This window comes from Roseburia sp. OM02-15, assembly GCF_003481835.1.
GTDB lineage: Bacteria > Bacillota > Clostridia > Lachnospirales > Lachnospiraceae > Eubacterium_I > Eubacterium_I ramulus_A.
This window is the reverse complement of the sequence record NZ_QULX01000007.1, coordinates 143,091-168,861: the sequence shown is the minus strand read 5'-3', so window position 1 is coordinate 168,861 and position 25,771 is coordinate 143,091. Positions and strand designations below refer to the sequence as shown.

General features: G+C 43.5%; 24 protein-coding genes. 14 read left to right on the top strand and 10 right to left on the bottom strand.

Features of this window, described 5'->3' with window-relative positions; genetic code table 11:
- Positions 1-8: 8 nt before the first annotated feature.
- The gene (locus tag DXB15_RS09020; protein WP_118702748.1) at positions 9-941 is read right to left on the bottom strand and encodes a glycyl-radical enzyme activating protein; all 933 of its coding nucleotides are present in this window, start codon (positions 939-941) and stop codon (positions 9-11) included.
- A 159-nt stretch (positions 942-1,100) separates the two neighbouring features.
- Here DXB15_RS09020 and DXB15_RS09015 point away from each other — a divergent pair, with 159 nt between their 5' ends.
- The 8 genes from DXB15_RS09015 to DXB15_RS08980 all read left to right on the top strand — a co-directional run bounded on the left by DXB15_RS09015 (position 1,101) and on the right by DXB15_RS08980 (position 9,455).
- Positions 1,101-2,003 carry a LysR family transcriptional regulator gene (locus DXB15_RS09015; protein ID WP_118702747.1) on the top strand — a complete coding sequence of 301 codons (903 nt, stop codon included), beginning with the start codon at positions 1,101-1,103 and terminating at the stop codon, positions 2,001-2,003.
- Between the two features lie 248 nt (positions 2,004-2,251).
- On the top strand, positions 2,252-2,812 hold the full coding sequence (locus DXB15_RS09010; protein WP_109216783.1) for a hypothetical protein: 561 nt from the start codon (positions 2,252-2,254) through the stop codon (positions 2,810-2,812).
- A gap of 12 nt (positions 2,813-2,824) precedes the next feature.
- Complete coding sequence (locus DXB15_RS09005; RefSeq protein WP_118702746.1) at positions 2,825-3,346, top strand: DUF2764 family protein; 522 nt, start codon at positions 2,825-2,827, stop codon at positions 3,344-3,346.
- Positions 3,347-3,404: 58 nt separating this feature from the next.
- Positions 3,405-5,135, top strand: a complete 1,731-nt coding sequence (locus DXB15_RS09000) for a V-type ATP synthase subunit A (RefSeq protein ID WP_118702745.1) — start codon at positions 3,405-3,407, stop codon at positions 5,133-5,135.
- A gap of 12 nt (positions 5,136-5,147) precedes the next feature.
- Positions 5,148-6,443: a V-type ATP synthase subunit B gene (locus DXB15_RS08995; RefSeq protein WP_109216780.1), complete on the top strand. Its 1,296-nt coding sequence runs from the start codon at positions 5,148-5,150 to the stop codon at positions 6,441-6,443.
- Positions 6,444-6,455: 12 nt separating this feature from the next.
- Positions 6,456-7,070, top strand: a complete 615-nt coding sequence (locus DXB15_RS08990; protein WP_109216779.1) for a V-type ATP synthase subunit D — start codon at positions 6,456-6,458, stop codon at positions 7,068-7,070.
- Positions 7,067-8,908 (top strand): V-type ATP synthase subunit I, encoded by a 1,842-nt coding sequence (locus DXB15_RS08985; protein WP_118702744.1) that lies wholly within the window; start codon positions 7,067-7,069, stop codon positions 8,906-8,908. The genes DXB15_RS08990 and DXB15_RS08985 overlap by 4 nt, the downstream gene beginning before the upstream one ends.
- Positions 8,909-9,020: 112 nt before the next feature.
- Complete coding sequence (locus DXB15_RS08980; protein ID WP_109216777.1) at positions 9,021-9,455, top strand: V-type ATP synthase subunit K; 435 nt, start codon at positions 9,021-9,023, stop codon at positions 9,453-9,455.
- A 135-nt stretch (positions 9,456-9,590) separates the two neighbouring features.
- Here DXB15_RS08980 and DXB15_RS08975 read toward each other — a convergent pair whose 3' ends face one another.
- Both DXB15_RS08975 and DXB15_RS08970 read right to left on the bottom strand, forming a co-directional pair.
- Positions 9,591-10,997 (bottom strand): radical SAM protein, encoded by a 1,407-nt coding sequence (locus DXB15_RS08975; protein WP_109216776.1) that lies wholly within the window; start codon positions 10,995-10,997, stop codon positions 9,591-9,593.
- Between the two features lie 26 nt (positions 10,998-11,023).
- Positions 11,024-12,421: a radical SAM protein gene (locus tag DXB15_RS08970; protein WP_333491042.1), complete on the bottom strand. Its 1,398-nt coding sequence runs from the start codon at positions 12,419-12,421 to the stop codon at positions 11,024-11,026.
- A 608-nt stretch (positions 12,422-13,029) separates the two neighbouring features.
- Between DXB15_RS08970 and DXB15_RS08965 the strand changes: the two genes are divergently transcribed.
- A complete protein-coding gene (locus tag DXB15_RS08965; RefSeq protein WP_109216774.1) occupies positions 13,030-13,596 on the top strand; it encodes a TetR/AcrR family transcriptional regulator in 567 nt (188 codons plus the stop codon).
- Between the two features lie 258 nt (positions 13,597-13,854).
- Here DXB15_RS08965 and DXB15_RS08960 read toward each other — a convergent pair whose 3' ends face one another.
- Entirely contained in the window at positions 13,855-14,343 is a 489-nt protein-coding gene (locus tag DXB15_RS08960) for a DNA-deoxyinosine glycosylase (protein ID WP_118702743.1), read from the bottom strand.
- A 161-nt stretch (positions 14,344-14,504) separates the two neighbouring features.
- Positions 14,505-16,037 (bottom strand): 4-alpha-glucanotransferase, encoded by a 1,533-nt coding sequence (gene malQ, locus DXB15_RS08955; protein ID WP_118702775.1) that lies wholly within the window; start codon positions 16,035-16,037, stop codon positions 14,505-14,507.
- A 648-nt stretch (positions 16,038-16,685) separates the two neighbouring features.
- On the opposite strand from malQ, the gene DXB15_RS08950 reads away from it, so the two are divergent.
- The 5 genes from DXB15_RS08950 to DXB15_RS08930 all read left to right on the top strand — a co-directional run bounded on the left by DXB15_RS08950 (position 16,686) and on the right by DXB15_RS08930 (position 21,342).
- Entirely contained in the window at positions 16,686-16,883 is a 198-nt protein-coding gene (locus DXB15_RS08950) for a hypothetical protein (protein ID WP_118702742.1), read from the top strand.
- A gap of 553 nt (positions 16,884-17,436) precedes the next feature.
- Complete coding sequence (locus tag DXB15_RS08945) at positions 17,437-17,811, top strand: GntR family transcriptional regulator (RefSeq protein ID WP_118702741.1); 375 nt, start codon at positions 17,437-17,439, stop codon at positions 17,809-17,811.
- Positions 17,808-18,707, top strand: a complete 900-nt coding sequence (locus DXB15_RS08940; RefSeq protein ID WP_118702740.1) for an ABC transporter ATP-binding protein — start codon at positions 17,808-17,810, stop codon at positions 18,705-18,707. The genes DXB15_RS08945 and DXB15_RS08940 overlap by 4 nt, the downstream gene beginning before the upstream one ends.
- The gene (locus DXB15_RS08935; RefSeq protein ID WP_118702739.1) at positions 18,682-20,793 is read left to right on the top strand and encodes an ABC transporter permease; all 2,112 of its coding nucleotides are present in this window, start codon (positions 18,682-18,684) and stop codon (positions 20,791-20,793) included. Before DXB15_RS08940 ends, DXB15_RS08935 begins: the two co-directional genes overlap by 26 nt.
- 42 nt (positions 20,794-20,835) lie before the next feature.
- Positions 20,836-21,342, top strand: coding sequence for an HD domain-containing protein (locus DXB15_RS08930; RefSeq protein WP_243115618.1), 507 nt, complete (start codon positions 20,836-20,838; stop codon positions 21,340-21,342).
- A 122-nt stretch (positions 21,343-21,464) separates the two neighbouring features.
- Here the strand turns inward: DXB15_RS08930 and DXB15_RS08925 are convergent, their stop codons facing one another.
- The 5 genes from DXB15_RS08925 to purM form a co-directional block, all read right to left on the bottom strand.
- Positions 21,465-21,851 (bottom strand): hypothetical protein, encoded by a 387-nt coding sequence (locus DXB15_RS08925; RefSeq protein ID WP_118702738.1) that lies wholly within the window; start codon positions 21,849-21,851, stop codon positions 21,465-21,467.
- Between the two features lie 178 nt (positions 21,852-22,029).
- A complete protein-coding gene (locus tag DXB15_RS08920) occupies positions 22,030-22,647 on the bottom strand; it encodes an HAD family hydrolase (protein ID WP_118702737.1) in 618 nt (205 codons plus the stop codon).
- A gap of 3 nt (positions 22,648-22,650) precedes the next feature.
- Positions 22,651-23,925: a phosphoribosylamine--glycine ligase gene (purD, locus tag DXB15_RS08915; protein ID WP_118702736.1), complete on the bottom strand. Its 1,275-nt coding sequence runs from the start codon at positions 23,923-23,925 to the stop codon at positions 22,651-22,653.
- A 186-nt stretch (positions 23,926-24,111) separates the two neighbouring features.
- Positions 24,112-24,738, bottom strand: a complete 627-nt coding sequence (purN, locus tag DXB15_RS08910; protein WP_118702735.1) for a phosphoribosylglycinamide formyltransferase — start codon at positions 24,736-24,738, stop codon at positions 24,112-24,114.
- Positions 24,732-25,757 carry a phosphoribosylformylglycinamidine cyclo-ligase gene (gene purM / locus DXB15_RS08905; RefSeq protein ID WP_109216731.1) on the bottom strand — a complete coding sequence of 342 codons (1,026 nt, stop codon included), beginning with the start codon at positions 25,755-25,757 and terminating at the stop codon, positions 24,732-24,734. Before purM ends, purN begins: the two co-directional genes overlap by 7 nt.
- Positions 25,758-25,771 lie beyond the last annotated feature (14 nt).

Sequence of the window (25,771 nt, the reverse complement as noted above, 5' to 3'; positions counted from 1 at the left end):
TTATTTCATCAACCACCAATCTGCACATTCAACCCTCGTTTTCGGAACAATTCCACAAAATGTGCTTCCTCTTCTTTGCTATATGCCGTTACATCCGCAATCGCGTAATCCATTCCAAGCTGTTCGTATTTGATCATTCCGTATTTGTGCACCGGCAGCAGATCTACCCGGCGGATGGACCTTAATGTTTTTAAAAAATCTGCCGTCTGATTCAGATTTTCTTCCGATGCATTGTAACCGGGTATGATTGGAACCCGGACAATAATGTCTTTTCCTAAAGAATCCCGATATCTGAGATTTTTATGGATCAACTGATTCGATACTCCTGTATTGATCCTGTGCTGTGCATCATCCATACCTTTTAAGTCAAACAGCACCAGATCCGCTTCTTCCAGACATTTTCTTCCGTTCTCTGTCTCGATAAATCCACAGGTGTCTAGGGCAACATGGATATAATTGTCGTGACACATCCTGATCAATTCCAATGTAAAATCCGGAAAATACGTTGCTTCTCCGCCACCGATGGTCAGTCCTCCGTCACTCCCAAAATACCGTTCGTCCCGCGCGATACAGTCAAAAATCTCTTTGACAGAATAATATTTTCCAAATACATCCATTGCCGATGTCTCACATATTTTCGTGCAGGCAAGACAGTCATCGCACTGACTCCGGTCCACAACTGCCAGATGTTTCTCTGGATCCATGTGGATTGCCTGCTTCGGACAGACCGTCACGCATTTCCCGCAGCCATTGCAGTCCTGCTGTGTAAACCGAAGCTCCGGATAGGTCTTCTGCCCTTCCGGATTACAGCACCATACACAATTCAGCGGACAGCCTTTTAAGAAAATGGTGGTTCGTGTTCCCCATCCATCAACAAAAGATCCATGAACAATATTAAAAACTGGTGCTCTCAATTCTTTTGCATCTACTCCTCCAACCATAATTTCTCCCTTTTTGTATAATTTTTTATTTACTCTGTTTCTTTTTTTATATTATCATGGTATAATTTTTATGTGAAATACATAAATTTTATGTATCAATTTGGTTATAAGATTTTTTTATATCAATTTTAGATTGGATTAGTTCCAGGGAGGTTTTCTATGACATCTCGTCAGCTTGATTATTTTTCAACCATCGCTGAATGTCAGAATTTTTCAGCGGCAGCAAGGAAATTATATGTATCACAGCCGGCCATCAGCCAGCAGATTCAGGTACTCGAAGAAGAGATTGGGTATCCACTGATTCACCGGACACGCCATCATGTAGAATTAACCGAATACGGTCAGATTTTTCTGCAGTTTTGTCAGAAACTCAAAGATGATTACACAGATTTGTGTGACTCCATGTATGAGCTAAAAAAATCAAAAGAAAATCAATTCACCATCGGATTGTTAGAAGGCCTGTCCATACCATGGTTTTCCCGCCTGCTTCAGGACTTTTCAGCAGAAAACCCGGACTGCATTGTTTCCATACAAAGTCACAGTTTCTCCGGCTTAACAAGAGAACTGCAGCAAAATAGGTTAGACCTTACACTTTCCTTATTATTAGACAGTACAGAGCCAGAAATCCTTGTCAAAAAGCTATGCGAATCTCCATGTATGTTTGTTATTTCCAGAAATCATCCGCTCTCGCAAAAAAATGAAATCTGTATCCGTGACTTTGATAACAACATTTTTTATCAGATCACACAGGATGAACTCCCCTCCGCTCCCAGAATCATGGCCGATGTCTGTCAGCATTACGGAATCTCGCCCAAACAGATCATTCCTGTCCCAAATCCGTCTTCCATGCTTTTGATGCTGACTTCAGGTGTCGGTGTCACGCTGTTGGACAAATATACCTACCCTGAGATTTTGAAATTTAACTCCTTGAAGACGATAGACACCGACTATTCACACAATTTGAACCTGATGTGGAACGCAAAAACAGCCAATCCTTATACCGAAAAATTTGTTTCCTATGCTCAGACATATATCCATAAATATATAGAGAATACTGTATAAAATCATATACAAAAAGGAACTTCTTCCTTCATTCAGAAGTGAAAGATGTTCCTTTTTCTTTTTTAATATTTCTAAAAAAGATATTTTCTTTGTAAATTATGTTCAATTTTGGGCATAATAACTAGCAAGATTGTCTAATTTTAAACAATTGGAAATAATGCTTGCATGTCGAACAAGAGTATATTATAATGTTTTCTAAATTGTATTTTATTTAGTACAACGCATAAAAGAAGAAGGGAAGTGAACATATGGAATTACAGATTCAAGACTTAGTTTCCTCCATCCGCAAAGACGGAATTGATGCAGCAAATGCCGAGGCAGAGGCAATTATTACAGAAGCTAAGAAAAAAGCAGAAGCCATCGTGGCAGAGGCGAAATCTGAAGCAAAAAGTATACAGGAAGCTTCAGAAAAAGAAATCAGTATTCTAAAAGAGAGTGCTGCACTCAGTGCTGAGCAGGCAAAAAGAGATGCGATGCTTGCATTTAAAACTGAGGTGAAAGCCGAATTTGAAAAGATTCTTTCCGCAAAGGTTAAAGATAGTCTTTCTGATGCCGCACTTGGTAAATTGATCAAAGCAGCCATTGCAGACGAAGGGGTAGAAAATTATACCGCAGAAGTTGCACAGGTAAGTGACGCACTGAAAGCAGAACTTGCAGAAGAAATCAAAAACGGACTTGAGATCAAACCAGCCAAAAGTGTCCGCGCAGGATTCCGCCTGGCAGCAAAAGACGGTTCCGGATATTTTGACTGTTCCGATGATGAGATCATGCAGATGCTGATGCCATACTTCAGAAATCTTGATTTCTAGCAGGAGGTGCTTATGGCTTCATATTATTATTTGATATCCAGCCTGCCGGACCTGAGAACCGACGGTGATATGCCATTTTCTTATAAAGAATTTCTTGGCATGTGCCAGTCAAATGTAAGCGAATCAAAATACGAATTTTTAAGTAATCTCACCCTCTCCTCTGATGAGGGACCACTCTTAAAAGACTGGGCTGTTTTTTATAACAACCTGATGAGTGAACTGAATGCGCAGAGAAGCGCGAACCTTGGACGGGCATATTTAAAATCCTATGATAAAGATTCCGTACTCTCTCAGGTAGTAGGAACCGTGCTTGCAGCCAAAAACCCGCTGGAAGCAGAAAAGATCCTGCTGGATTACGAATTTGAAAATCTTGATTCCCTGGTAGGTTTGCATACCTTTGACGATGTATATCTCTTTGGCTATGCAGTGAAATTGAAACTGCTGGAGCGCCAGAACTGTTTTATACAGGAAAAAGGCAAAAAAGAATTCAAACGTCTTTTTGATCAGGTGCAGCAGCGCGTTTATCAGTTATAGAAGAAACACACATCTTTGCTGATAAAACGGAAAACTATTGATAACAGGAGAAAATTGAATGGAAACAGTAACAGGATATGTAACTGGTATTAACGGCAACCTGGCAAATGTCAGCTTTGAAGGTGCCGTTCATAAAAATGAAGTTGGTTATATCCTTGTTGACGGAAAACGCTTAAAAGGCGAGGTTATCCGAATCAACAACGGCGTAGCCAGCATGCAGATCTACGAGATGTCAAACGGCATTAAAGTCGGAGACTCAGTAGAATTTACCGGTGAACTGATGAGCGTAGAACTTGGACCGGGTCTGCTCACACAGGTATTTGACGGTCTGCAGAATCCGTTGCCGGATCTGGCCGAGCAGTGCGGATTTTTCCTTGAGCGAGGTGTATACCTTGACCCGATTCCGGACAGAGAATGGGAATTTACCCCATCCGTAAAAGTCGGTGATGCCGTAGAGGCAGGTGACTCCATCGGAAGCGTTCCGGAAGGATTATTCACACATGAGATCATGGTTCCTTTTACCTTAAAAGGTCATGACTGGAAAGTAAAATCAATCAAAGAAAAAGGTTCTTACCATGTAAGAGCAACCATCTGTGTCATTGAAAATGGCAACGGTGAGGAGAAAAACTTAAGCATGGTCATCTCCCAGCCGATCAAACAGGCAGTAAAATGTTACGATGAAAGACTTCGTCCGGACGAACCTCTGGTAACACAGATTCGCTGTATCGACTCTTTCCTTCCGGTAGCAAAAGGCGGAACCTTCTGTGTTCCTGGACCATTCGGAGCCGGAAAAACAGTTCTTCAGCATATGGAGGCGAAAAACGGTGAGGCCGATATCGTTATCGTCGCTGCATGTGGTGAGCGTGCCGGCGAGGTTGTAGAGATCTTAAAAGAGTTCCCGGAACTGGAAGATCCGAAAACAGGCAGATCCCTGATGGAACGTACCATCATTATCTGTAACACATCTTCCATGCCGGTAGCCGCACGAGAAGCTTCCTGCTACACAGCCGTAACTCTGGCTGAGTATTACAGACAGATGGGACTGGATGTTCTTCTGCTGGCAGATTCCACCAGCCGTTGGGCACAGGCCATGCGTGAAATGTCCGGACGTCTGGAAGAGATTCCTGGTGAAGAGGCATTCCCGGCTTACCTTGAGTCTACCATCGCTTCTTTCTATGAACGTGCAGGTAAAGTAAGACTGAAAAACGGCAAGATCGCATCTGTTACCATCGGTGGTACCGTATCACCGGCAGGTGGTAACTTCGAGGAACCGGTTACACAGGCAACCCTGAAGGTAGTTGGTGCTTTCCACGGACTTTCCAGAGAGCGTTCCGATGCCCGTAAATACCCGGCGATCCATCCGATGGATTCCTGGTCCAAATATGACGGCGTAGTCGATATGGCCCGGGTGGAAGAAGCCCGTTCTATTCTGCACAGAGGAAATGAGATCAACCAGATGATGAAAGTAGTTGGTGAGGAAGGAACTTCCGCAGAAGACTACATTATTTATCAGAAGGGCGAACTTCTCGATTCCGTATATCTGCAGCAGAACTCCTTCGATCCGATCGATGCAGCATGCTCTCCGGACAGACAGCGTGAAGAATTCGGCATCCTTTACGATGCTTTGATGGCATCCTATGATCTAGATGACAAAAACGAGATCCGAGGTTTCTTCAACCAGTTGAGACAGGAATTCCTTGACTGGCACGGTACAGAATTCGAATCACCGGAATTCTACGAACAGGAAAAGAAAATCTCAGAATTCTACAAATCAAAAGCTGTTGAGTAGGAGGATTTTAGAGTGCAGAAAGTATATACAAAAATTGAATCAATTGTCGGCAACGTAGTTACTGTCAGAGCAAAAGATGTCCGTCTGGGCGACCTTGCTCTCGTAGGTGACAGTTACGCGACTGTTATAAAACTTGATAAAGACCTGGTATCCCTTCAGGTATTTGCAGGTGCACAGGGCGTCGGAACCAGCGATCCGGTCCGCTTCCTTGGTCGACCAATGATGGTTTCCTTCTCCGAACACCTGCTTGGACGAGTATTTGACGGTGCAGGTGTTCCGCGTGATCATGGTCCGGCACTGACTGAGAATATGATCCCGATCGGTGGACCGTCCTTTAACCCGGCAAAACGTATTTTACCGAAAAACATGATCCGTACCGGTATCCCGATGATCGACGTGTTCAACACACTGGTAGAGAGTCAGAAACTTCCGATCTTCTCTATCTCCGGAGAGCCATACAACGCACTGCTCTCCCGTATCGCACTTCAGGCAGAAGTAGATGTCATCGTTTTGGGTGGTATGGGATTAAAATATGATGATTACCTTGCATTCCGTGATACCCTGGAAAAAGGTGGCGCCATGAGCCATACCGTTATGTTTATCCACACAGCTTCCGATCCGACCGTTGAGTGTACACTGGTTCCGGATATGGCACTTGCTGTTGCAGAGCAGTTTGCCTTGAACGGAAAGAAAGTTCTGGTACTGCTTACCGATATGACAAACTACGCCGATGCACAGAAAGAGATGGCGATCACCATGGAGCAGGTACCTTCCAACCGAGGTTATCCGGGCGATCTGTACAGCTGCCTGGCTTCCCGTTATGAGAAAGCCGTTGATATCGAAGGTGCAGGTTCTATTACAATCCTTGGTGTTACCACAATGCCTGGTGATGACGTAACTCACCCAGTACCGGATAACACCGGTTATATCACAGAAGGTCAGTACTATCTGAAAAATGGACACATTGAGCCATTCGGTTCTCTCTCCCGTCTGAAACAGAACGTAAACGGCAAGACCCGTGATGACCACCGTGCACTGATGGATGGTATGATCCGTCTGTACTCCCAGTATAAGGAAGCTCTTGAGAAGAAATCCATGGGATTCCTGATGAGTGACTGGGATGAAAAGCTTCTGAAATACGGTGAGCTTTTCGAGACAAAACTTATGGACCTCAGTGTAAACATTCCACTTGAGGATGCACTTGATCTTGGCTGGGAAATCCTTGCAGAGTGCTTCGAGCCAAACGAAACCGGTTTGAAGACAAGTCTTCTGCAGGAGAGATGGCCAAACAAAGAAGCATTAAACTAAAAGGAGCAGCTGATGGCTATCAAACTTACAAAAAATGAGCAGAAGGTGCAGAAAGACCGCCTGAAACAGTATCAGCGTTATCTTCCTACCCTGCAGTTGAAAAAACAGCAGCTGCAGGCTGTCATCACGAAAACAAAAGCTGATCTGGACCAGAAGGAAGTCGAACGTGCTCAGATGATCGGTGACCTGGATGACTGGGTTGCAGTATTTGCTGAAAATGAAATCTTCGATGAAAGCAAAAAATTAGATCACCTAGTACAGCCGGATACCGTCATCTGTAAGAATGAGAACATCGCCGGTGTCACAGTTCCTGCCTTTCAGGAGCTGACCTTCAAAGACATCGATTACGATGTGGACGACTATCCTCTGTGGGTGGACACTGCTATTATAAAACTCCGCGAGATCGCACGTCTGGATGCTCTGGTATCAACACTGCGCAAACAGGAAGCGCTTCTGGAAAAAGAGTTACGCTCTACTTCCCAGCGTGTCAACCTGTTTGAAAAAGTCAAGATTCCGGAAGCCAAGGAAAATATCCGCATGATCGGCGTTTTCCTTGGAGATCAGCAGACAGCGGCCGTTGTCCGCGGAAAGATTTCAAAGAAAAAATTAGTGGAGGCGGCACAATGATAGAGAAAATGAAAATGGTCTGCGTCGTGTCATCTGTCTCCCGAAAAGACGAGATGCTCGACGGACTTCGATCCTTAGGGCTCTTACATCTGGCAGAAAAGAAAAGTCCGGACCGTGCAGTTGCAGAACGTTTTACAACGCTTTCCAAGACAGCTGCCACTCTGACGGACTATGCGCCGGATAAAAAGAACAAAAAGAAAGAACCTGTACCGGTTCTCTCCGATTCCGAATTTGAGGAAATGTATCAGAATGTGTTAGCCACATTAGATAAAAAAGCCTCACTGGAGCAGGAAATCAGTGCTGCCAACGCTGAGATTGAACGAATCAAGGCTTGGGGCAATTTTTCACCGGAAGATGTGAAACGCGTAAAAGAAGATGGATATGATCTTCACTTCTACCGCCTTGGTAAAAATGAATACCAGATGGCACTGCAGGATCCAGAAATCAAAATGATCGCACTGACACCGATAGATAAAATGCACACAGTTGCAGTACTGGGAGCACTTCCGGTCACAATTCCGGCAACAGAATTTACCCTTCCGGAAAAAGGCATCGATGAGCTGACAGCACAGATTGAAAGCTGTCAGACAGAAATCGGTACATGTGAGGAAACACTCAAAAAATCCAGCATCTATGATACAAGTTTTCAAGTTCAGATGCTGAAAGCGCAAAATGCAGAAAACTATTCTTCTGCAAGTGAAACAGCAGAAAATGATGAAGATTTTGTATGGATTTCCGGATACCTTCCGGAAGCAGATCTTCCGAAATTCAAAGCTGCGGCAACAGAGCATAAATGGGCATGGGCCATGGATGACGTGTCAGAAGATGACACAGAGATCCCTACCAAAGTAAAATATGGAAAAGTTTCCGGACTGATCCAGCCGGTATTTGATATCCTTGGAATCCTTCCGGGATATCGGGAGTCAGATATCTCCCTCTGGTTTTTCCTGTTTTTCACCCTGTTCTTTGCAATGATCATCGGTGATGCCGGTTACGGCTGCCTGATCCTGATTACAACGATCGCTCTGGTAGCAAAAACAAAGAAATTTAATACTACAACTTACCTGTTACTGGTTCTCTCCATTGCAACCATCGTATGGGGTGCCGTCACGGGTACGTGGTTCGGTATGGAAAAAGCAATGCATGTGCCTTTCTTAAAGGCTCTGGTTATTCCTCAGTTTGCAAACTACCCGGATTACTTCGGTGTATCTGCCACAACACAGCAGAACGCCATCATGAAGTTCTCTTTCACCATCGGAGCGATCCAGATGGCATTGGGAAGTCTGATCTCCATCAAAAAGAAACTGAGTGAAAAGAACTTAAGTTGGGTGGCAGATCTTGGCTGGCTGGTAGCAGTCATCGGCATGTATCTGTTATCCCTGTATCTGGTTATTGGCCAGAAGCTTAATATCGTACCAGTCTTCGCCATGGTAGGCGTTGCATTTATCCTGGTCGTACTCTTCGGTGGCATGTCCCCGGACAAAACATTTGGTCAGGGTCTGAAAAGTGGTGTCGCAGATGCATTTACCGTATTCTTAAATACGATCAGCTGCTTTGGTAACGTCATGAGTTACATCCGTCTGTTTGCGGTAGGTATGGCAGGATTTGCCATTTCCCAGAGTTTCAACGGCATTGCAGCAGGTTTTCACGGACCGCTCATCATTCTCGGCGTTGTGGTCGTACTAATCGGACACGGACTGAACATTATCATGTGTTTCCTTTCCGTCGTTGTACACGGTGTTCGACTGAACGTATTAGAGTTTTCCGGTCAGGCCGGTCTGGAGTGGACAGGAATTGCATACGAACCATTTAAAGTAAACGAAAAGATTAAAAAATAGTGTATTTGCAAAGATGCACAACAGAATGATATCATGGATTGCATGATGTGCATCTCGCAACAGGAATGAAAAACATTCTTGAATAAAACAGTATTAAAAAAGGAGAATTATTATGAATATCGCATTTATAGGTATGGCAGCCGCACTTGGTTTATCAGCAGCAGGATCTGCATTTGGTGCAGGATTTGCCGGAATGGCATCAGTAGGAGCTTGGAAAAAGTGTTACGCAAGCGGTAAAGCAGCACCGTTCATTATGATCGCATTCTCCGGTGCACCGCTGACACAGACAATTTATGGATTCCTTCTTATGAACTTTATCAAATCCGCAGTAGCAGGTGGCGCAGACGCTGGTCTGGCACTTGGCGTTGGACTCTTTGGCGGACTTGCAATCGGACTTTCCGGATTATTCCAGGGTAAATGTGCTGCTGCTGCTGCAGACGCTCTTGGCGCAACCGGTAAAGGTACCGCGAACTACTTCATCGTAGTTGGTATCGTTGAGACAGTAGCGCTGTTCACACTGGTATTCAGCTTACTGCTGTTAGGCTAAAAAGCAATTTAAAGCAAAGATTAAAAAGCTCAGTCCTTCGGGGCTGGGCTTTTTTATGTATAAAAAGAGAAGGTACAATGCCTCTCAGAAGCACTGTACCTTCTCTATATTCGTTTTTAAAGCAATCTTTAAGAATTACTCACCGTATTTCTCAAAACGCTCTTTTCTTGCCTCAGCGACTTCATCCTGACGCTCTTTCCATAATCTGTCAGCAACTGGTTTCCAGTTCTCTGCGTATGGAATTGTTTTTGCAATCAGGCTGTCAACCGGCTCTTCTGCCTGCATATCTGTAGAATGAGCTCCGGAAGCCTCTACCATCTTCTTGATCATCTCCGGATTCTCAAGCATCGGGCATGGACGAAGCTGGTTGTCATTGAACGGCATATTGTCATGATACTGCATGAACAGCGGCTGCTGTAAGCACTCAAGCAGGGAATGCTCTTTGATGTTGATGTTGGAGTAGTGAATGAATACACATGGCTCTACATCACCGTTCGGGTTGATATGTAAGTAGTTCTTACCACCAGCGATACATCCGCCTACGAACTCAGCATCGTTCTGGAAATCCAGTGTGAAGAGTTTGATCGGGCATTTTCTGCTACGTACGAAACGAACACGGTTAACCATGTACTCACGCTGTTCCGGTGTCAGAAGCAGATCTGTACTTGCGTCTTTTCCAACTGGCATGTAATGGAAGAACCAGGAAAGGATTGCTCCTTTGTCTACCAACATCTGAAGGAATTCATCAGATGTAACTACTTTATAGTTTTTGCTTGTGTAACAGATAGATGTACCGAATAACAGACCATGCTCTTTCATCAGATCCATAGCGTGCATAACTTTCTCGAATACACCCTGTCCACGACGGTCATCGTTTGTCTCTGCATATCCCTCTACAGACAGAGCGAAGGATAAGTTACCAAGTCTCTGAACTTCTTTACAAAGCTCCTCATCGATCAGTGTTCCGTTTGTGAAGATATGGAATGCACAGTCGTTATGTTTCTCAGCAAGCATCAGGATATCTTTCTTACGAACCATCGGCTCACCACCTGTTAATACGAAGAAGTGGATACCAAGCTCTTTTGCTTCTGTGATAATTCTGTCAAGCTCTTCATTGCTTAACTGAAGCTGATGACCATACTCAGCAGCCCAGCATCCTGTACATTTCAGGTTACATGCACTGGTCGGGTCCATCAGGATAACCCACGGCACGTTACATCCGTATTTTTCACGGTTCTCTTTTACTTTTTTGAAACCTGTCAGACCAGCTTCAAATCCCATGTTTAATACGTGCTGTTTTACGATGTTTGGATGAAGTCTCTCTAAAGCATCGTAAATCATCTGTGTCCATTTCTGCTCCGGATCAGACAGAACTTCGTTTGCATTATCCCAGAAATACTGTGGGAAGTTCTTACCTGCGATCTTGTTTGCCAGGTTCATCAGTTTTACTAAATTTTCTTCTTTATTTTTGTTGATGTATTTATAAACTCCTGAGAAAGCCAGTTCAAATGACTTTCTTGCTGCAGCGTGTTTTACGTCCATCTTTCAATTCCTCCTGTTGTCTGTCCTTAGTTTGCATCAGTTCCTTCGATCTCACTCTTGTAGTTCTTGTAGCCTTTCTTTACGAATGGATGCTCTGCCCAGATCTTGTCAGCATGCTCTTTCCACTCAGCTGCGTACGGCTCACATTTCTCGCAAAGGTGCTCTGCGCTCTCCGGAGACTGTAAATCAGTAGATTTTGCACCGGTCTCACGAACCATCTCCTGCAGTTTCTCCGGGTTCTCAAGCATCGGACACGGACGAAGCATGTTGTCGTTGAACGGCTGGTTGTCTCTGTATGCCATGAATAACGGCTGTTTCAGACACTCAAGTAATGTGTTCTCACGGATGTTTGCTCCTGAGTAGTGAATGAAAACACATGGCTCAGCATCTCCGTTTGCGTTGATATGGAAGTAGTTACGTCCACCGGCGATACATCCGCCTACAAACTCACCATCGTTCTGGAAGTCCATGAGCATAATCGGTTTTCCACCTTCGAATGCACGAACCTCACGGATACGTTTGTAGATGTACTCTCGCTGCTCCATAGTCGGCATCAGTTCTACATCAGCTTCGTTTCCGACTGGCATATAGTGGAAGTACCAGGAGTAACGGCATCCGTGCTCGATCAGCAGATCGAAGAACTCATCAGATGTAACGGCATCCATGTTCTTTCTTGTATAACATACAGATGTTCCGAAGAACAGACCATACTGTTTCATCAGATCCATAGCGCCCAGAACTTTCTGGAAAATACCCTGACCACGACGGCCATCGTTTGCTTCCTCAAATCCTTCCAGACTCAGAGAGAAGGAAAGGTTTCCTAATTTCTGAACTTCTTTACAGAACTCTTCGTCGATCAGTGTTCCGTTTGTGAAGCTGTGGAATGCTACATCATGATGTTTTTTACAAAGTTTCAGGATATCTGCTTTACGAACCAGCGGTTCTCCACCTGTGAACATGTAGAAGTAGATACCAAGCTCTTTACCCTGTGTTACAATGTCGTCTAACTCATCGTATGTAAGGTTCAGCTTGTAACCGTACTCTGCTGCCCAGCATCCTGTACATCTTAAGTTACATGCACTTGTCGGGTCCATCAGGATCAGCCACGGAATATTGCAGTGGTGAACCTCACGCATTTTACGGATTGTTTTTGTACCATAGAAAGCAGCCTCAAAACCAAGGTTTAATGCTGTCATTTTTGCTACGTTCGGATCTAACTCGTCAAGCATTGTGTTTACGAATTTCATCCATTTGTGATCCGGATTCTGAACGATTTTTTTTGCACCTTCATATGCTTCCGGTTTGAAGTTGTCGCCCATGAATCTCTGAGCCAGATCGATGATCTGAAGTAATCCTTTTTCTCTGTCTTTGTTCAGTCTTTTTAAAGCAACGTCAATTGCTGCACTGAACGCTTTTCTCTGCATAGTATGTGATAAACTTGCCACGATATGCTCTCCTTTCCTATTCCCTTAGCCATCCGTCAGGCAGATATTCACAATCCGCCATCGCTACTTGTTCACAACCAAATAACTATCATATAACTTCATTTGGTTAAATAGTTTGTTTCTTATATAAACAATTTTTCCAAACAGACACCTACTACTTTCTACAATTGTAAAAATGTGTCTGTTTTATAACATATGTTTCTTACACGACATCCGTGTCTTTGACAACACATGTTGCATTTTTAACTCTTGTATATTATAATCAACTTAAGTTAAATATCAACCGTCAATTTAATTTTTTCTGTCAATTATCCCACATTTTACCTGTACTTTGTTGGATAATTAACAGTTTCCAAGGGGATTGACTGCCGGATTTTGCCTGTTTTTGGTATAATTTAATTTGGTGTGATAAAGTGAAAAAGCAGTATTTACCAGACATGTCTGAGCAGTAAGTTTCTACTAATATAATGAGTGCAAACGAGTCAACATGCTGGTATGATTGACGAGTGGCGAAATTATCGAGTGATAAAATCACGATATAATATAAAGAAAGAATCAATGCAAACGGACAAAGGAGAGGATTGGAAATGGCAACTGACCGCCGCACAAAGTATACGAAATCGGTAATTCGACAGGCACTTTTTGACCTGTTAAAGGAAAAGCCTTTAAATAAGATCACAGTAACGGATATCTGTAAAATGGCAGACATCAACCGCAGTACCTTCTATTCTTATTATGAAGATGTGTATGCACTGCTGACGCAGATTCATAATGAGCTGTTTGAAAATATTGTGGTGACACTTGGAAATGATAACTGGTTTGATGATCTCTTGAAACTGATCGACCAGAACCGTGATCTCTGTCAGGTGCTGATCGGACCACACGGAGATTCTTCTTTTATCAGACAGCTGATGTATCTGGGATATGATAACAGTATGCGTGTCTGGCAGAAGATTTATCCAAATGCGGATGCGACGATGCTGGATTATTCCTATGCGTATCTGGCAAATGGAGTGATCGGGATTCTGGAGAACTGGGTGTGCAGTAATTATAAACTCTCGATTGAGCAGGTTGGAAAGCTACTGATGGGGATTACGATGAATGGGCTGAGTTTTCTAGAACAGGGGGCGTCGGCTTATGCTGTCGAAAATTAAATTTTTGTTTAGGGTGGCTTAAAAATTTACTACGATAGTACTCTGAATGTCCACTTTTTAGTACCAATGTCTACATTTATGTTTTGAATGTCCACTTTTATGTTCTAAATCTCTACTTTTTTAGTGGCAACATATGTGAATTTTCAGGACACACAACGTATATAAGCGGAATTTGAGAAATTTTTTCTTTGAAAGCGATTTGTTAGCTGAAAAGACCAAATTTTCAAATTCCGCTTTCATAACCTTTCGTTTTGCCAATCACAATATTACGTTTTTCCAATATTCCAGCAGCCGCTCCACACTGTAAGCCGCATTCGCCGGACTGGTAGACGGCAGCTGCACCGCCTCAATCCCAAGCCGTTTTGACAGATATTTATCATACAACTGCTTTGACTTCGCCCCGTTCGCATAAATTTTTGTAATCCGACTTCTACTTATAATATATCCCAGATCATTTGGCACAACATTCCGGATACTGCTATCACTGGATCCCGCGATATCGCAGCTTGCGATCACGTCCCACAACGCAATATGATGCCGCAGCAACATCTCTTTTTTCTCCGGAATTGTCTGTGGAACGTTTTCATGTAAAACCTGCGCCATCACTTTCCAGAAACGATTCTGGGGATGTCCGTAAAAAAACTGCATTTCTCTGGACTTCACGGACGGGAAACTTCCCAGGATCAGTATTTCGGAATTTTCATCATACACCGGTGGAAATTCATGATTTTGTCGTTTTAACTCCATACAAAATCCTTCTTTCTCATAACTTCATTTACTAAACTAAATTTTATCAGGGAAACATGATTTTCAATTACTGATATCGCTCTTTTCGAAAGGTGCATTTTGTTTTATACACTACATTCTTCTCTGCAATTTATCACGTTTCCCTGTTTTATCATCAACTATTATTTTTCTGCTTTGCCTTCATCCGTCTCTTCTTTTTTCGGCGGATCAATTCTCCGACGATAGGACAATCCTGTCATATGCGCAATATACCCTGCCAGATCATGTGTCAGCTGCTCCTTACGCACACGCCACTCCCAGTTATGTCCAAGAGTAGACGGGAAGTTCATCCGGGCTTCTTTTCCAAGTCCCAGATAATCCTGAATCGGAATGATACAATATTTTCCAACGCTGGACATTGCCATCCAGATCAGATTTTCACAAAGTTCCCCATTAGACGCATGCGGACGGTTCATGTACTCCCGAATATGGTTGCGTACATGATCCTGTGTACCATCCAGATACTGCATCAAAGTCTCATTGTCATGGGTTCCTGTGTATACCACAGAGTTCGGTGTATAGTTGTGTGGAAGATATTCGTTGTCGCTGCCGCCGCCAAAGGCAAACTGCAGTACTTTCATGCCCGGGTAACCGGTTTCTGCCACCAGATCACGAACAGACTGTGTCATGTAGCCAAGATCCTCCGCAATGATCTCAATGTTTTTCACATATTTTTTCACTTCTTTAAAAAGCGCGATACCCGGTCCCTTTTTCCACTTTCCGATGCGGGCGTTTGTCATGCCGTAAGGAATGGTGTAATACTCATCAAAACCACGGAAATGATCAATTCGAACCACATCATACAATACTTCGCAATGTTTGATACGACGGATCCACCATGCAAAGTTCTGTTTTTTATGGTATTCCCAGTCATAGATTGGGTTGCCCCAGAGCTGCCCATCGGCGGTAAATCCGTCTGGCGGGCATCCAGCAACTTCGATTGGGTTCATATCTTCGTCAAACTCAAATAATTCCGGATTCATCCATGCATCCGCGCTGTCGAAGGCTACATAAATCGGGATATCACCAATGATCTTGATACCACGCTCGTTTGCATATTTTTTTACTTTCAACCACTGTTTTAAAAACCAGTACTGCAGATATTCGTAATAACAGATCTCATCTGCAAGCTCTTCCCGGTATTTTGCCAGAACTTCCGGCTCTTTCTGGATCAGTTCTTTCTCCCAGGTGTTCCATGCCTGTTTGTCATGAACGTCCTTCAATGCCATAAATAATGCATAATCCGGCAGCCATTCTTTCTGCTCTTCCTCAAATTTCAGAAACTCTGCGTCTTCCCGTTTTTTGCTGTTTTCATATGCTTTATGTAACAATGGATTTCTGTTTTCATATTGCTTCTCATAGTCCACATAGGACGGATTCGTACCAAGCTGCGCAGACTCACATTCCGCTCTCGTCAGAAGCCCTTCCTCGATCAGTTCTTCCAGTGAAATAAAGTACGGATTTCCCGCAAAGGTGGAAAATGATTGATACGGAGAATCACCGTAACTGGTTGGTCCCAACGGCAGGATCTGCCAGAAGGTCTGACCGCTCTCCTGCAGAAAATCAATCCATTCAAAGGCACTCTTTGAAAAACATCCGATTCCATATTTTGACGGTAAACTGCTTACCGGAAGTAAAATACCACTTGCTCTCATACTTAAAAACTCCTTCTCAAACTCTGCCAAAAGAAACATAATTCTTCTCGTACTAATATGCATCATTTGCACGAAGTACTTTTGTCAGATAAATAATTCAACGTAATTTTCTATCCAAATAAAGTGCTTTTTTGACAGCGGGATTTTTTCCCGAATTATGTGTTTTATTATACTCGTTTTTCCGCTATTTCTCAACCAAAAATACACCACGGTTCACGTTCAATATATGGGAACAGGAATGCTTTCTTACTAAAAAATAGTTCACTATTTTAGCCATCCCATTCTTGGAGCCGATTCAAAAAATATCCTTACTCCAAACATTCATCTCAGTCTGAGTTGAGACTCCCACTTCTGCAAGTGGTGAGTAATAACAAGTATTTCTCAGTGGGAGTTCAATCTCCGACTGAGATAAATGCTCCGCGCGGATGTGCAGTAATTCTGAAAAGAAGATGTCAGCTTGCGCTGACCAGAATCACGCACCAAGTCTCACGTGCGTTCGACTTGAATTTTAAATCCTCATGCCTGCAATCATACAATCCTATAAATTTTCTATGAATTCACATTTTTTCTATAGAAACGCAGAGAATATTATAGTATACTGAATACATCAGAATCATTCGATTCACATTATAAAGGAGGTAAATTCATATGGCAGAAAATACAATTGGCGGATGTACAGGTAATTGCCACAGCTGTGGTTCTTCCTGCGACACTCAGACAGGCGAAAGAAAGCCAAGTTTTTTTGATAAACTGGAATCCATTTCCGAACACTTTGACAATGTAGGTGAGGACAACGTACTTCAGATGTTAAACGACATTGTTGCAGAGCTGGAAAAAGAAGATTAACTATCACAAATAACACAAGAGCAGGCGAACAACCGCCTGCTCTTTTTACATCTGCATATTCTTGTTACGTTCAAGAATGCAACGCATAACTTCTTCCTCTGTCCTCGTATCTCCCCTATACACAACCAATCTTTTTCTTTCGAAAGAATTAAGATTTTCTTTTACGCTTCTTCCTTGTATGTCCTCTGCATGCATGCTATATTAACTGTATTAACACGGTTAGTACGCTGTCTGCCATATGGGTTTTATCTCAGCCGAGAAGACTCCCACTTCTGCAAGTGGTGAGTAATAACAAGTCTTTCTCAGTGGGAGTACAATCTCCGACTGAGATAAACGCTCCACGGGGGCGCAAAACCATTGTCTGGGAGACATTGGTTTTGCGCCGACCGGAACGAAGTGTAGATGTGCAGTGATTCTGAGAAGAATATGTCAGCTTTCGCTGACCAGAATCACGCACCAAGTCTCACGTGCGTTCGACTTGAACTTTCATCCGATATATTCAATCTGACATTCAGCTAACACCATTCGTTTATTTTCACATAAGGAGATTTCTATGATACAGTTAAATTACCGCGATACGCGCCCCTTTTATCAGCAGATAAAGGATAATGTCCGGCAGCTTGTGGTCAGCGGTGCTTTGAAAAAAGATGAAAAACTGCCTTCCGTCCGTGATATGGCTGCTTCGCTGGCGATCAATCCGAATACGATCCAGCGTGCCTATCGGGAACTGGAAAGCGAAGGTTACATCTATACGTTGTCCGGAAAAGGCACCTTTGTTGCTGAGGTGGACCACTCCAACCAGTTTCGCCAGCAGGAACTGCTGCCACAGTTTGATAAGATCGTGTCTGAGCTTCTCTACCTGTCCATGCCGGTAAATGATCTCACGAACCGCATCCTTTCCTTATCAGGAAGGAGGATTCAGGCATGATTCAGGCAGAACATATTACAAAAACCTTCAACGGCTTCATGGCTTTAGACGACATGAGCCTGCACGTTCCGAAAGGAACCATTTACGGTCTCGTCGGTCCAAACGGTGCCGGAAAATCCACCCTAATCCGTCATCTCACGGGAATTTACCGCCCGGACAGCGGCTCCATCCTCATTGATGGTCTGCCGGTATATGACAATCCAGAGGCAAAAGCCAAATTCACGTACATTCCGGATGACATGTTTTATTTTTTACAGTCAAACACACTGGAAATGAAACAGTTTTATCAGGGCATTTACAAAAAATTTGATGCCGCATTATTTGACCGACTACAGGAATTTTTCCCAAATATCGATACCAAGCGCAGCATCCGCCGCCTTTCCAAAGGTATGCAAAAACAGGTGGCCTTCTGGCTTTCCATCTGTGCTATGCCAGAGTTGATGATCCTGGATGAGCCGATGGACGGTCTCGACCCTGTCATGCGCCGTCAGATCTGGAGTATCATTTTATCCAAAGCAAGCGAAAGCCGAACTACGATCCTGATCTCCTCCCACAATCTGCGTGAGTTAGAGGATGTCTGCGACCATGTGGGCATTATGCACAAGGGCAAGATTATCGTGGAACGTTCCCTCTCCGATCTGCAGGGAAATGTGTCCAAGATTCAGGTGGCATTCCAGGAAGGCATGCCGACGCTGCCGAAAGATTTTGAGATTTTACACATGTCCAATACCGGTCGTGTATACACACTGATCGTAAAAGGCAATCCGGAACGCGCCAAAATGATCCTTGAGGAAACACATCCGATGCTGATCGATATCCTTCCTCTTACATTGGAAGAAATTTTTATTTACGAAATGGGAGGAAAGAATTATGAAATCAAAGACATCCTGTTTTAATAAAACGATATTCCTCAAAAATATGACTCGGTTCTGGCCGGTATGGGCGGTTTATCTGGCGTATCTGTTTTTCAATATGACCGTGCGAATGTTCCTGAACACCCGCAATTATATGAATACCCCGGCAGTTGATCACTATTCTGCCACTCCAGCTACTAACCGCTTAATGACCATGCTGGAATGCATCAATGGAAACCTGGAACCATATGTCATTTTTTTCGCGGCACTGGTGGCTGCCCTTACCATTTTTTCCTATCTGTTCACAACCCGAAGCTGCTATATGATGCATGCGCTTCCGGTAAAACGGAGTGAACTTTTTGTAACAAATTATATCAGCGGATTTTTATTCCTGCTACTTCCACAGTTAGTCACGTTTTTATTGAACCTGCTGGTCTGCATTATCAATAATATTACGTCCGTGGAATATCTGCTGTACTGGCTGCTTTATATGATAGGCATGAGTTTTCTGTTTTATACTCTTGCGGTGTTCTGCTGTATGCTCACTGGGCATGCGGTTGCCGCTGCAGCTTACTATTTTGTAGGAAATTTTCTGTATATTGGAATTAAATCCATTGCCACACTGATCATTTCCTCCATGTGTTATGGCATGGGAATCCTTGGTGATCAGGTAAGTTATAGGCTGACAGAGACCAGAGACACGGTACTTTCTCCATTTATGTATCTGCTGGATCACGTATCCCTGACCTGGTCCATGAATGAAGATTTTACCGCACTGGAACAGATTCATATGCGCGGAAGCCTGCTGATCGGACTGTACTGCATTATCGCAGTCGTATTTTTGATCCTTGCTTACGTGTTTTACCAGAAACGTCAGTTGGAATGTACCAGCGATGTGGTTGCCTTTGGATGGCTGCATCCGTGTTTCCGCTGGATGCTGGCGCTGGTTGGAGGCTTCGGGCTCTCCTTCCTGCTTTTCAGTCTGCTCTTTGACAACACCGCACATATGACAACGGCATTATTTGTATTTCTGATTCCGTGCTCCTTTGTGAGTTTCTTCATTTCAGAAATGCTGTTAAAAAAACGTTTTCATATCTTTTCAAGGAAACGCTGGATCGAATGGGCGGCATGCATTGCACTCTGCCTGATTGGAACCGGTCTGCTGAAAGGTGATGCCTTCCGTATCGAACGCAGAATTCCGGACACGGATCAGATTGCTGCCATCTATATGTACGGCGATTATGAGCATGTATACACGGATGAAGCGGATTTTGAAGTTCTGGAGAAAATCCACCAGAATATTTTGAACCACAAGCAGGAGTATTTACCGTATTCCTACCAGCAAAATTATCTGGAATACAATCATCCTGAAGAACGAAGTGCTGATTTTGCAACCGCAACATTGTCCGACACCACAGCATCCAGCACATCAACCTCCGTTGTTTACAGCGAAAGCGATTATATCTCTTCCATTCAGCTTACCTATTATCTGAAAAATGGACGAAAAATTATGCGCCGCTATGAAATTCCGGTAACAAACGCAACACTGAAGGATGATACCACACCGGCTTATCAAATTTCTAAACTGGAAACCGGAAATGAAGATCTGCTTCGTTATCTGCTCTGCTACAATTATGAAGATGTCACCTTTGTAAACGGCACCTTAAGCCATGTAGACGAATACGGACATGATGGAAACATCACCCTGAATCAGCAGCAGACGGAGACACTGTATGAAGCACTCAAGGCAGATATCCTTGCAGGCAATTATCCGGCAGGACTTGGCATTCATGATACTGACGATAACCCAATTTACTATGACAGTTTTTACTTCTATGGACAGGTTCCTGGGGATGTGGAATACCTGACAGATATGCTGCCATCCAGAAATTCGTCAAGTACTTCCAGTGATTACAAAACAGCTTCGGCAAATACGGTAAATGCTGCCGTTCAGAATAATAAACCGACAAATTATTATTCTTCCATAGAAGTGTCATTTTCTCTGTCTAAGTCCTGTACGAACACGATCCAGGCAATGATCGATCTGGGGCTGATTGATAATGCTTCGGATCTGATGACTCAGAATGAGTATTATGATGTAATGAACGTAGATGGGATAACAGACTAATCTGATTGAAGAATAATGAATTTTTTGAGGTGAACACATAACATGAACAACACAGTTGAAATGAATGAAACACTGATCAGAAAAATGCTGGCATACTATTCCGGCGATCCTGCCCGCATCCAGCATTACACAAAAGTATATACTTACGCATCCATGATCGGACACGCAGAACATTTATCCGATGAATTGCAGCATATTCTGGAAACCGCTGCAATTCTTCATGACATCGGTATCAAAATTGCAGAAGAAAAATATCACTGTTCTACCGGATCGTTGCAGGAAAAAGAAGGTCCGGCAGCTGCCCGCCAGATGCTGACGGAATGTGGAACTTATTCTGATGCGGTGATTGATCGTGTCTGCTATCTCATCGGACATCATCATACTTACAGCAATATTGTTGGGTTAGATTACCAAATTCTGGTAGAGGCAGATTTCCTCGTAAATCTTTATGAAGATCATGCGGATAAGCAGGCAATTCAAACAGCGATTGATCGGATTTTCATAACCAAATCCGGTACAGAAATGGCACATGTAATGTTTAATGTATAAGTATGCGCTAACTCAGTGAAATTTAGCAAAACTTAATATTATTTATCATTCTGTTGTATACTACAAAAAAAGGCACTGAAGACCTATAAATTCATTGGTTTTCAGTGCTTTTTTATATTTTTTCAATTCATTTCATACTTTAATTCTTCTACCTTATCTGTATCTCCCGCTAAAAGAGCATTACAGAAAGAATTGACCATCTCTCCGTCTTTTCCTACATTTTCTTTAAACAATGACATCACACGATCTGTCATAATATTTCGAACTTCTCGGTTTGGAATTACAAGCTGGTACAGATTTCCATCCGCCTCTCCCCTCTGTGTCAGATAGCCGGTCATAAAAAGCGCACTCCAGATATGCTCTCTGGAATCATACAACTCCTTATAGGTCAGTTCTGGTTCAAGTCGAACGCACGTGAGACTTGGTGCGTGATTCTGGTCAGCGCAAGCTGACATCTTCTTTTCAGAATCACTGCACTCTACACTCCGTTCCGGTCGGCGCAAAACCATTGTCTCCCAGACAATGTGCGCCCTCGCGGAGCATTTATCTCAGTCGGAGATTGAACTCCCACTGAGAAATACTTGTTACTACTCACCACTTGCAGAAGTGGGAGTCTCAACTCAGACTGAGATGAATGCTCCGCAAGCACCCGGCGGAAGAATCCCGTCGGGTGCTATACATAAACTCTTATAAATTTTTTATTATTTCCGGCAACTGCTCCAGACTCTCTACCTGTGGTACATCTGCATCCACAGTTCCAAAACCATAAGCTGCAAACAAGAACGGAACTCCCGCTTTCCGACAAGCATTATAATCCCCCTGCGTATCTCCAAGATAATAATACTTCTCATAGTGGTTACGCTCAATCAGTGCTTTCAGATTTGCATCTTTCTGCTGTTGCGTATTGCCATAACACTCGATGTCTGCCACCAGATCACCAAGATGATAATACTCCAGAAATACTTCAATGTATCCTGCCTGACAGTTGCTGACAATACCGATCTCATATCCCATATCACGCAAAGTTTCAAACACTTTACGGATATCTCCGTACAGTTTTGCGCCAACATGGCTCAGATACTCATTCTCATCCCGCTCGCAGGCATGAATGATCTCCATCGCCTCATCCAATTTATATTCTGATAACAATTCTTTTGCAAAACAGTCCATGGTTTTTCCCATGAGACCGATCAGCTGTTCTCTGCGAATATGCATTTCCGGACAGGTCTTATTCCAAGACTCCACGATTTCATCCACAGAATCCCACAACGTACCGTCCATATCAAAAATAACTGCTTTTTTCATAAATTATGCCTCATCGATGGCTTTACCGATATCATGACGCATATATTTGTTTGCGAAATCAATCCATTCTGTTGCTGCATAAGCGTTTGCGCGGGCTTCTTTTAAGGTAGCACCTTTGGCAGTAACTCCAAGGACACGACCGCCGTTTGTCACGATCTTGCCTTCCTCATTTAACTTGCTACCTGCATGGAAACAGTAATAGCCATCTTTGTTTTCAAAATTCTCCAGACCTTTGATCTCGAATCCTTTTTCATAGGAAACCGGATAACCATCACTTGCCAGAACAACACAAACTGCTGCATTGTCCTCAAACTGCAGATTGATCTGATCTAAAGTTCCATCGATGCAGGCTTCCATCACGTCAATCACATCATTTTTCATACGTGGAAGGACAACCTGTGCTTCCGGATCACCAAATCTGGCATTGTACTCCAGAACCTTCGGTCCATCCTCTGTCAGCATCAGACCAAAGAAAATGATACCTTTGAAAGTACGTCCCTCTGCTGCCATGGCATCTACCGTTGCCTGGAACACATATTTTTTACAGAACTCGTCTACTTCTTTTGTATAGAACGGGCTTGGTGAGAAAGTTCCCATACCACCTGTGTTTAATCCCTGGTCGCCGTCTTTTGCACGTTTGTGATCCTGTGCGGAAGACATGATCTTAATGGTTTTTCCGTCTACGAAAGATAATACGGATACTTCACGACCTGTCATAAACTCTTCGATAACCATATGGTTGCCGGCAGAACCGAATTTTTTATCCATCATGATCTCTTTGACGCCAGCTTCTGCTTCCTCTAAAGTATTGCAGATCAGCACGCCTTTTCCAAGTGCCAATCCGTCTGCTTTCAGAACGATCGGCATTTTTGCTGTTTTCAGATATTCCAGTGCTTTCTGAGGATCGTCAAAATTCTCATATGCTGCAGTTGGAATATTGTATTTTTTCATTAAATCTTTGGAAAATGCTTTGGAACCTTCCAGAATTGCTGCTGCTTTGTTCGGTCCAAAGACGCGAAGTCCCTCTGCCTCAAAAGCATCTACCACGCCGCCAACCAACGGATCGTCCATGCCGATGATGGTCAGGTCGATCTGGTGTTCTTTTGCAAATGCAACCAGTTTGTCAAATTCCATAGCACCGATCGGTACACACTCTGCGATCTGTCCGATTCCGGCATTGCCCGGTGCACAGTAAATTTTATCTACACGACTGCTTTTTGCCACACTTGTTGCGATGGCATGCTCTCTTCCGCCACTTCCTACGATCAGTACTTTCATGTCAGTTCTCCTTTTTACATTCTCTGTGTTTTCTCAAGAATGCTCTCAATCTCTTTGTTATTCACGCTTTATAGATCTGAGAGTCATCTTACGTTTGATATATCAAAAGTCCATATAAGCTGACGAACGCTGTTACCTTTTTTACAAGGTATTTCAGACATCCGTCAGCTTTTATTCCTATGTATATTATTCTTCTACGATTGCTTTTCCGTCAACAACTTTAACCTTGCCGTTTGCGATCAGATCAATGGCTTTCGGCATAATGATCCATTCTGCCTCTTCCATGACACGCTGCTGTAAAATCTTCGGTGTGTCACCATTTTTTACGTCAACGGCTTTCTGTAAAATAATTGGACCGGTATCAGTTCCCTCATCTACAAAATGACAGGTTGCTCCCGTTACTTTTACGCCACGGTTTAACACGCCTTCATGCACTTTCAAACCATAATATCCGGTTCCGCAGAAAGACGGAATCAGAGATGGATGAATGTTGATGATGCGGTTTCTGTATTTCTGGATCATCATCTCCGGGATGACTACCAGAAATCCTGCCAAAACGATCAGATCTACCTGCGCCTCATCCAATACTGCTAACAGTGCCTCATGAAACTGTGCTCTGTCCTCATAATCTTTCGGAGAGATGCAGCGGTTTGGGATACCTGCCTTTGCGGCACGCTCCAGCGCATAGGCATTTTTGTTATTGCTGATGACCGTTGCGATCTCGGTGTTTGTGATTTTTCCATCTGCGATGGCATCAATGATCGCCTGCAGATTCGTACCGCCGCCGGATACCAGCACTGCAATTCTTAGCATAAATCTACTCCTTTTTCACCATCAATGATCTTTCCTACAACATATGGTGTATCGCCTGCCTGTTTGATTGCTTCCATGGTCTTGTCAACGTCTGCCGGATCTACAGCAACGATCATGCCAAGTCCCATATTGAAGGTGTTGTACATCATTTCTTCGGAAATGTCGCCTTCTTTTGCAAGCATTGCAAAAATTGGTGGTACCGGGTAGCTGTCTTTCTCTACTACCGCACGTTTACCGTCGATGAGCATACGCGGAATGTTCTCATAGAATCCGCCGCCTGTGATGTGGCTGCATGCTTTGACTGTCACGCCAGCTTCACGGATGGATTTTAATGCATTTACATAAATTCTTGTCGGAGCTAATAATGTCTCGCCAAGAGTTTTTCCAAGTTCTTCATGATAGGTATTCAGAGTTTCCTCATCCATCTGGAATACTTTACGAACCAGAGAGAATCCGTTGGAATGTACACCGGTAGAAGCCATACCGATCAGCACATCGCCGTCTTTTACCTCGCTTCCTGTGATCATATCTTTGCGGTCAACCACGCCAACTGCAAAACCAGCCAGATCGTATTCATCCTCAGGCATAAGTCCCGGATGCTCTGCTGTCTCACCACCGATCAGCGCTGCGCCGGACTGTTTACATCCTTCTGCTACACCTTTTACGATCTCAGCAATCTTCTCCGGATAGTTTTTGCCGCAGGCAATATAATCCAGGAAAAACAGCGGCTCGCCGCCTGCGCAGGCAATATCGTTTACGCACATTGCAACTGCATCGATTCCGATGGTATCATGTTTGTCCATTAAAAATGCAAGTTTTACTTTTGTACCGCATCCGTCTGTGCCGGATAACAATACCGGATCTTCCATCTCTTTGATCTTATTTAAAGAAAATGCTCCGGAAAATCCGCCAAGTCCGCCAAGAACTTCTGCACGCATGGTTTCCTTTACATGTTTTTTCATCAGCTCTACTGATTTGTAACCAGCTTCAATATCTACACCTGCTTTTTTGTAATCCATTCTGAATTCCTCCG

Excerpts from the sequence above, each read along its gene's own strand:
- DXB15_RS08930 (WP_243115618.1), top strand. The coding sequence starts at position 20,836 with ATGAACAACACAGTTGAAATGAATGAAACACTGATCAGAAAAATGCTG.
- DXB15_RS08945 (WP_118702741.1), top strand. The coding sequence starts at position 17,437 with ATGATACAGTTAAATTACCGCGATACGCGCCCCTTTTATCAGCAGATA.
- DXB15_RS08970 (WP_333491042.1), bottom strand. The coding sequence starts at position 12,421 with ATGCAGAGAAAAGCGTTCAGTGCAGCAATTGACGTTGCTTTAAAAAGA.
- DXB15_RS08940 (WP_118702740.1), top strand. The coding sequence starts at position 17,808 with ATGATTCAGGCAGAACATATTACAAAAACCTTCAACGGCTTCATGGCT.
- DXB15_RS08985 (WP_118702744.1), top strand. The coding sequence starts at position 7,067 with ATGATAGAGAAAATGAAAATGGTCTGCGTCGTGTCATCTGTCTCCCGA.
- purM (WP_109216731.1), bottom strand. The coding sequence starts at position 25,757 with ATGGATTACAAAAAAGCAGGTGTAGATATTGAAGCTGGTTACAAATCA.
- purD (WP_118702736.1), bottom strand. The coding sequence starts at position 23,925 with ATGAAAGTACTGATCGTAGGAAGTGGCGGAAGAGAGCATGCCATCGCA.
- DXB15_RS08950 (WP_118702742.1), top strand. The coding sequence starts at position 16,686 with ATGGCAGAAAATACAATTGGCGGATGTACAGGTAATTGCCACAGCTGT.
- DXB15_RS08990 (WP_109216779.1), top strand. The coding sequence starts at position 6,456 with ATGGCTATCAAACTTACAAAAAATGAGCAGAAGGTGCAGAAAGACCGC.
- purN (WP_118702735.1), bottom strand. The coding sequence starts at position 24,738 with ATGCTAAGAATTGCAGTGCTGGTATCCGGCGGCGGTACGAATCTGCAG.
- DXB15_RS08960 (WP_118702743.1), bottom strand. The coding sequence starts at position 14,343 with ATGGAGTTAAAACGACAAAATCATGAATTTCCACCGGTGTATGATGAA.
- DXB15_RS08920 (WP_118702737.1), bottom strand. The coding sequence starts at position 22,647 with ATGAAAAAAGCAGTTATTTTTGATATGGACGGTACGTTGTGGGATTCT.
- DXB15_RS08925 (WP_118702738.1), bottom strand. The coding sequence starts at position 21,851 with ATGGTTTTGCGCCGACCGGAACGGAGTGTAGAGTGCAGTGATTCTGAA.
- DXB15_RS09010 (WP_109216783.1), top strand. The coding sequence starts at position 2,252 with ATGGAATTACAGATTCAAGACTTAGTTTCCTCCATCCGCAAAGACGGA.
- DXB15_RS08975 (WP_109216776.1), bottom strand. The coding sequence starts at position 10,997 with ATGGACGTAAAACACGCTGCAGCAAGAAAGTCATTTGAACTGGCTTTC.
- malQ (WP_118702775.1), bottom strand. The coding sequence starts at position 16,037 with ATGAGAGCAAGTGGTATTTTACTTCCGGTAAGCAGTTTACCGTCAAAA.
- DXB15_RS09005 (WP_118702746.1), top strand. The coding sequence starts at position 2,825 with ATGGCTTCATATTATTATTTGATATCCAGCCTGCCGGACCTGAGAACC.
- DXB15_RS09020 (WP_118702748.1), bottom strand. The coding sequence starts at position 941 with ATGGTTGGAGGAGTAGATGCAAAAGAATTGAGAGCACCAGTTTTTAAT.
- DXB15_RS08965 (WP_109216774.1), top strand. The coding sequence starts at position 13,030 with ATGGCAACTGACCGCCGCACAAAGTATACGAAATCGGTAATTCGACAG.
- DXB15_RS09000 (WP_118702745.1), top strand. The coding sequence starts at position 3,405 with ATGGAAACAGTAACAGGATATGTAACTGGTATTAACGGCAACCTGGCA.
- DXB15_RS08935 (WP_118702739.1), top strand. The coding sequence starts at position 18,682 with ATGAAATCAAAGACATCCTGTTTTAATAAAACGATATTCCTCAAAAAT.
- DXB15_RS09015 (WP_118702747.1), top strand. The coding sequence starts at position 1,101 with ATGACATCTCGTCAGCTTGATTATTTTTCAACCATCGCTGAATGTCAG.
- DXB15_RS08980 (WP_109216777.1), top strand. The coding sequence starts at position 9,021 with ATGAATATCGCATTTATAGGTATGGCAGCCGCACTTGGTTTATCAGCA.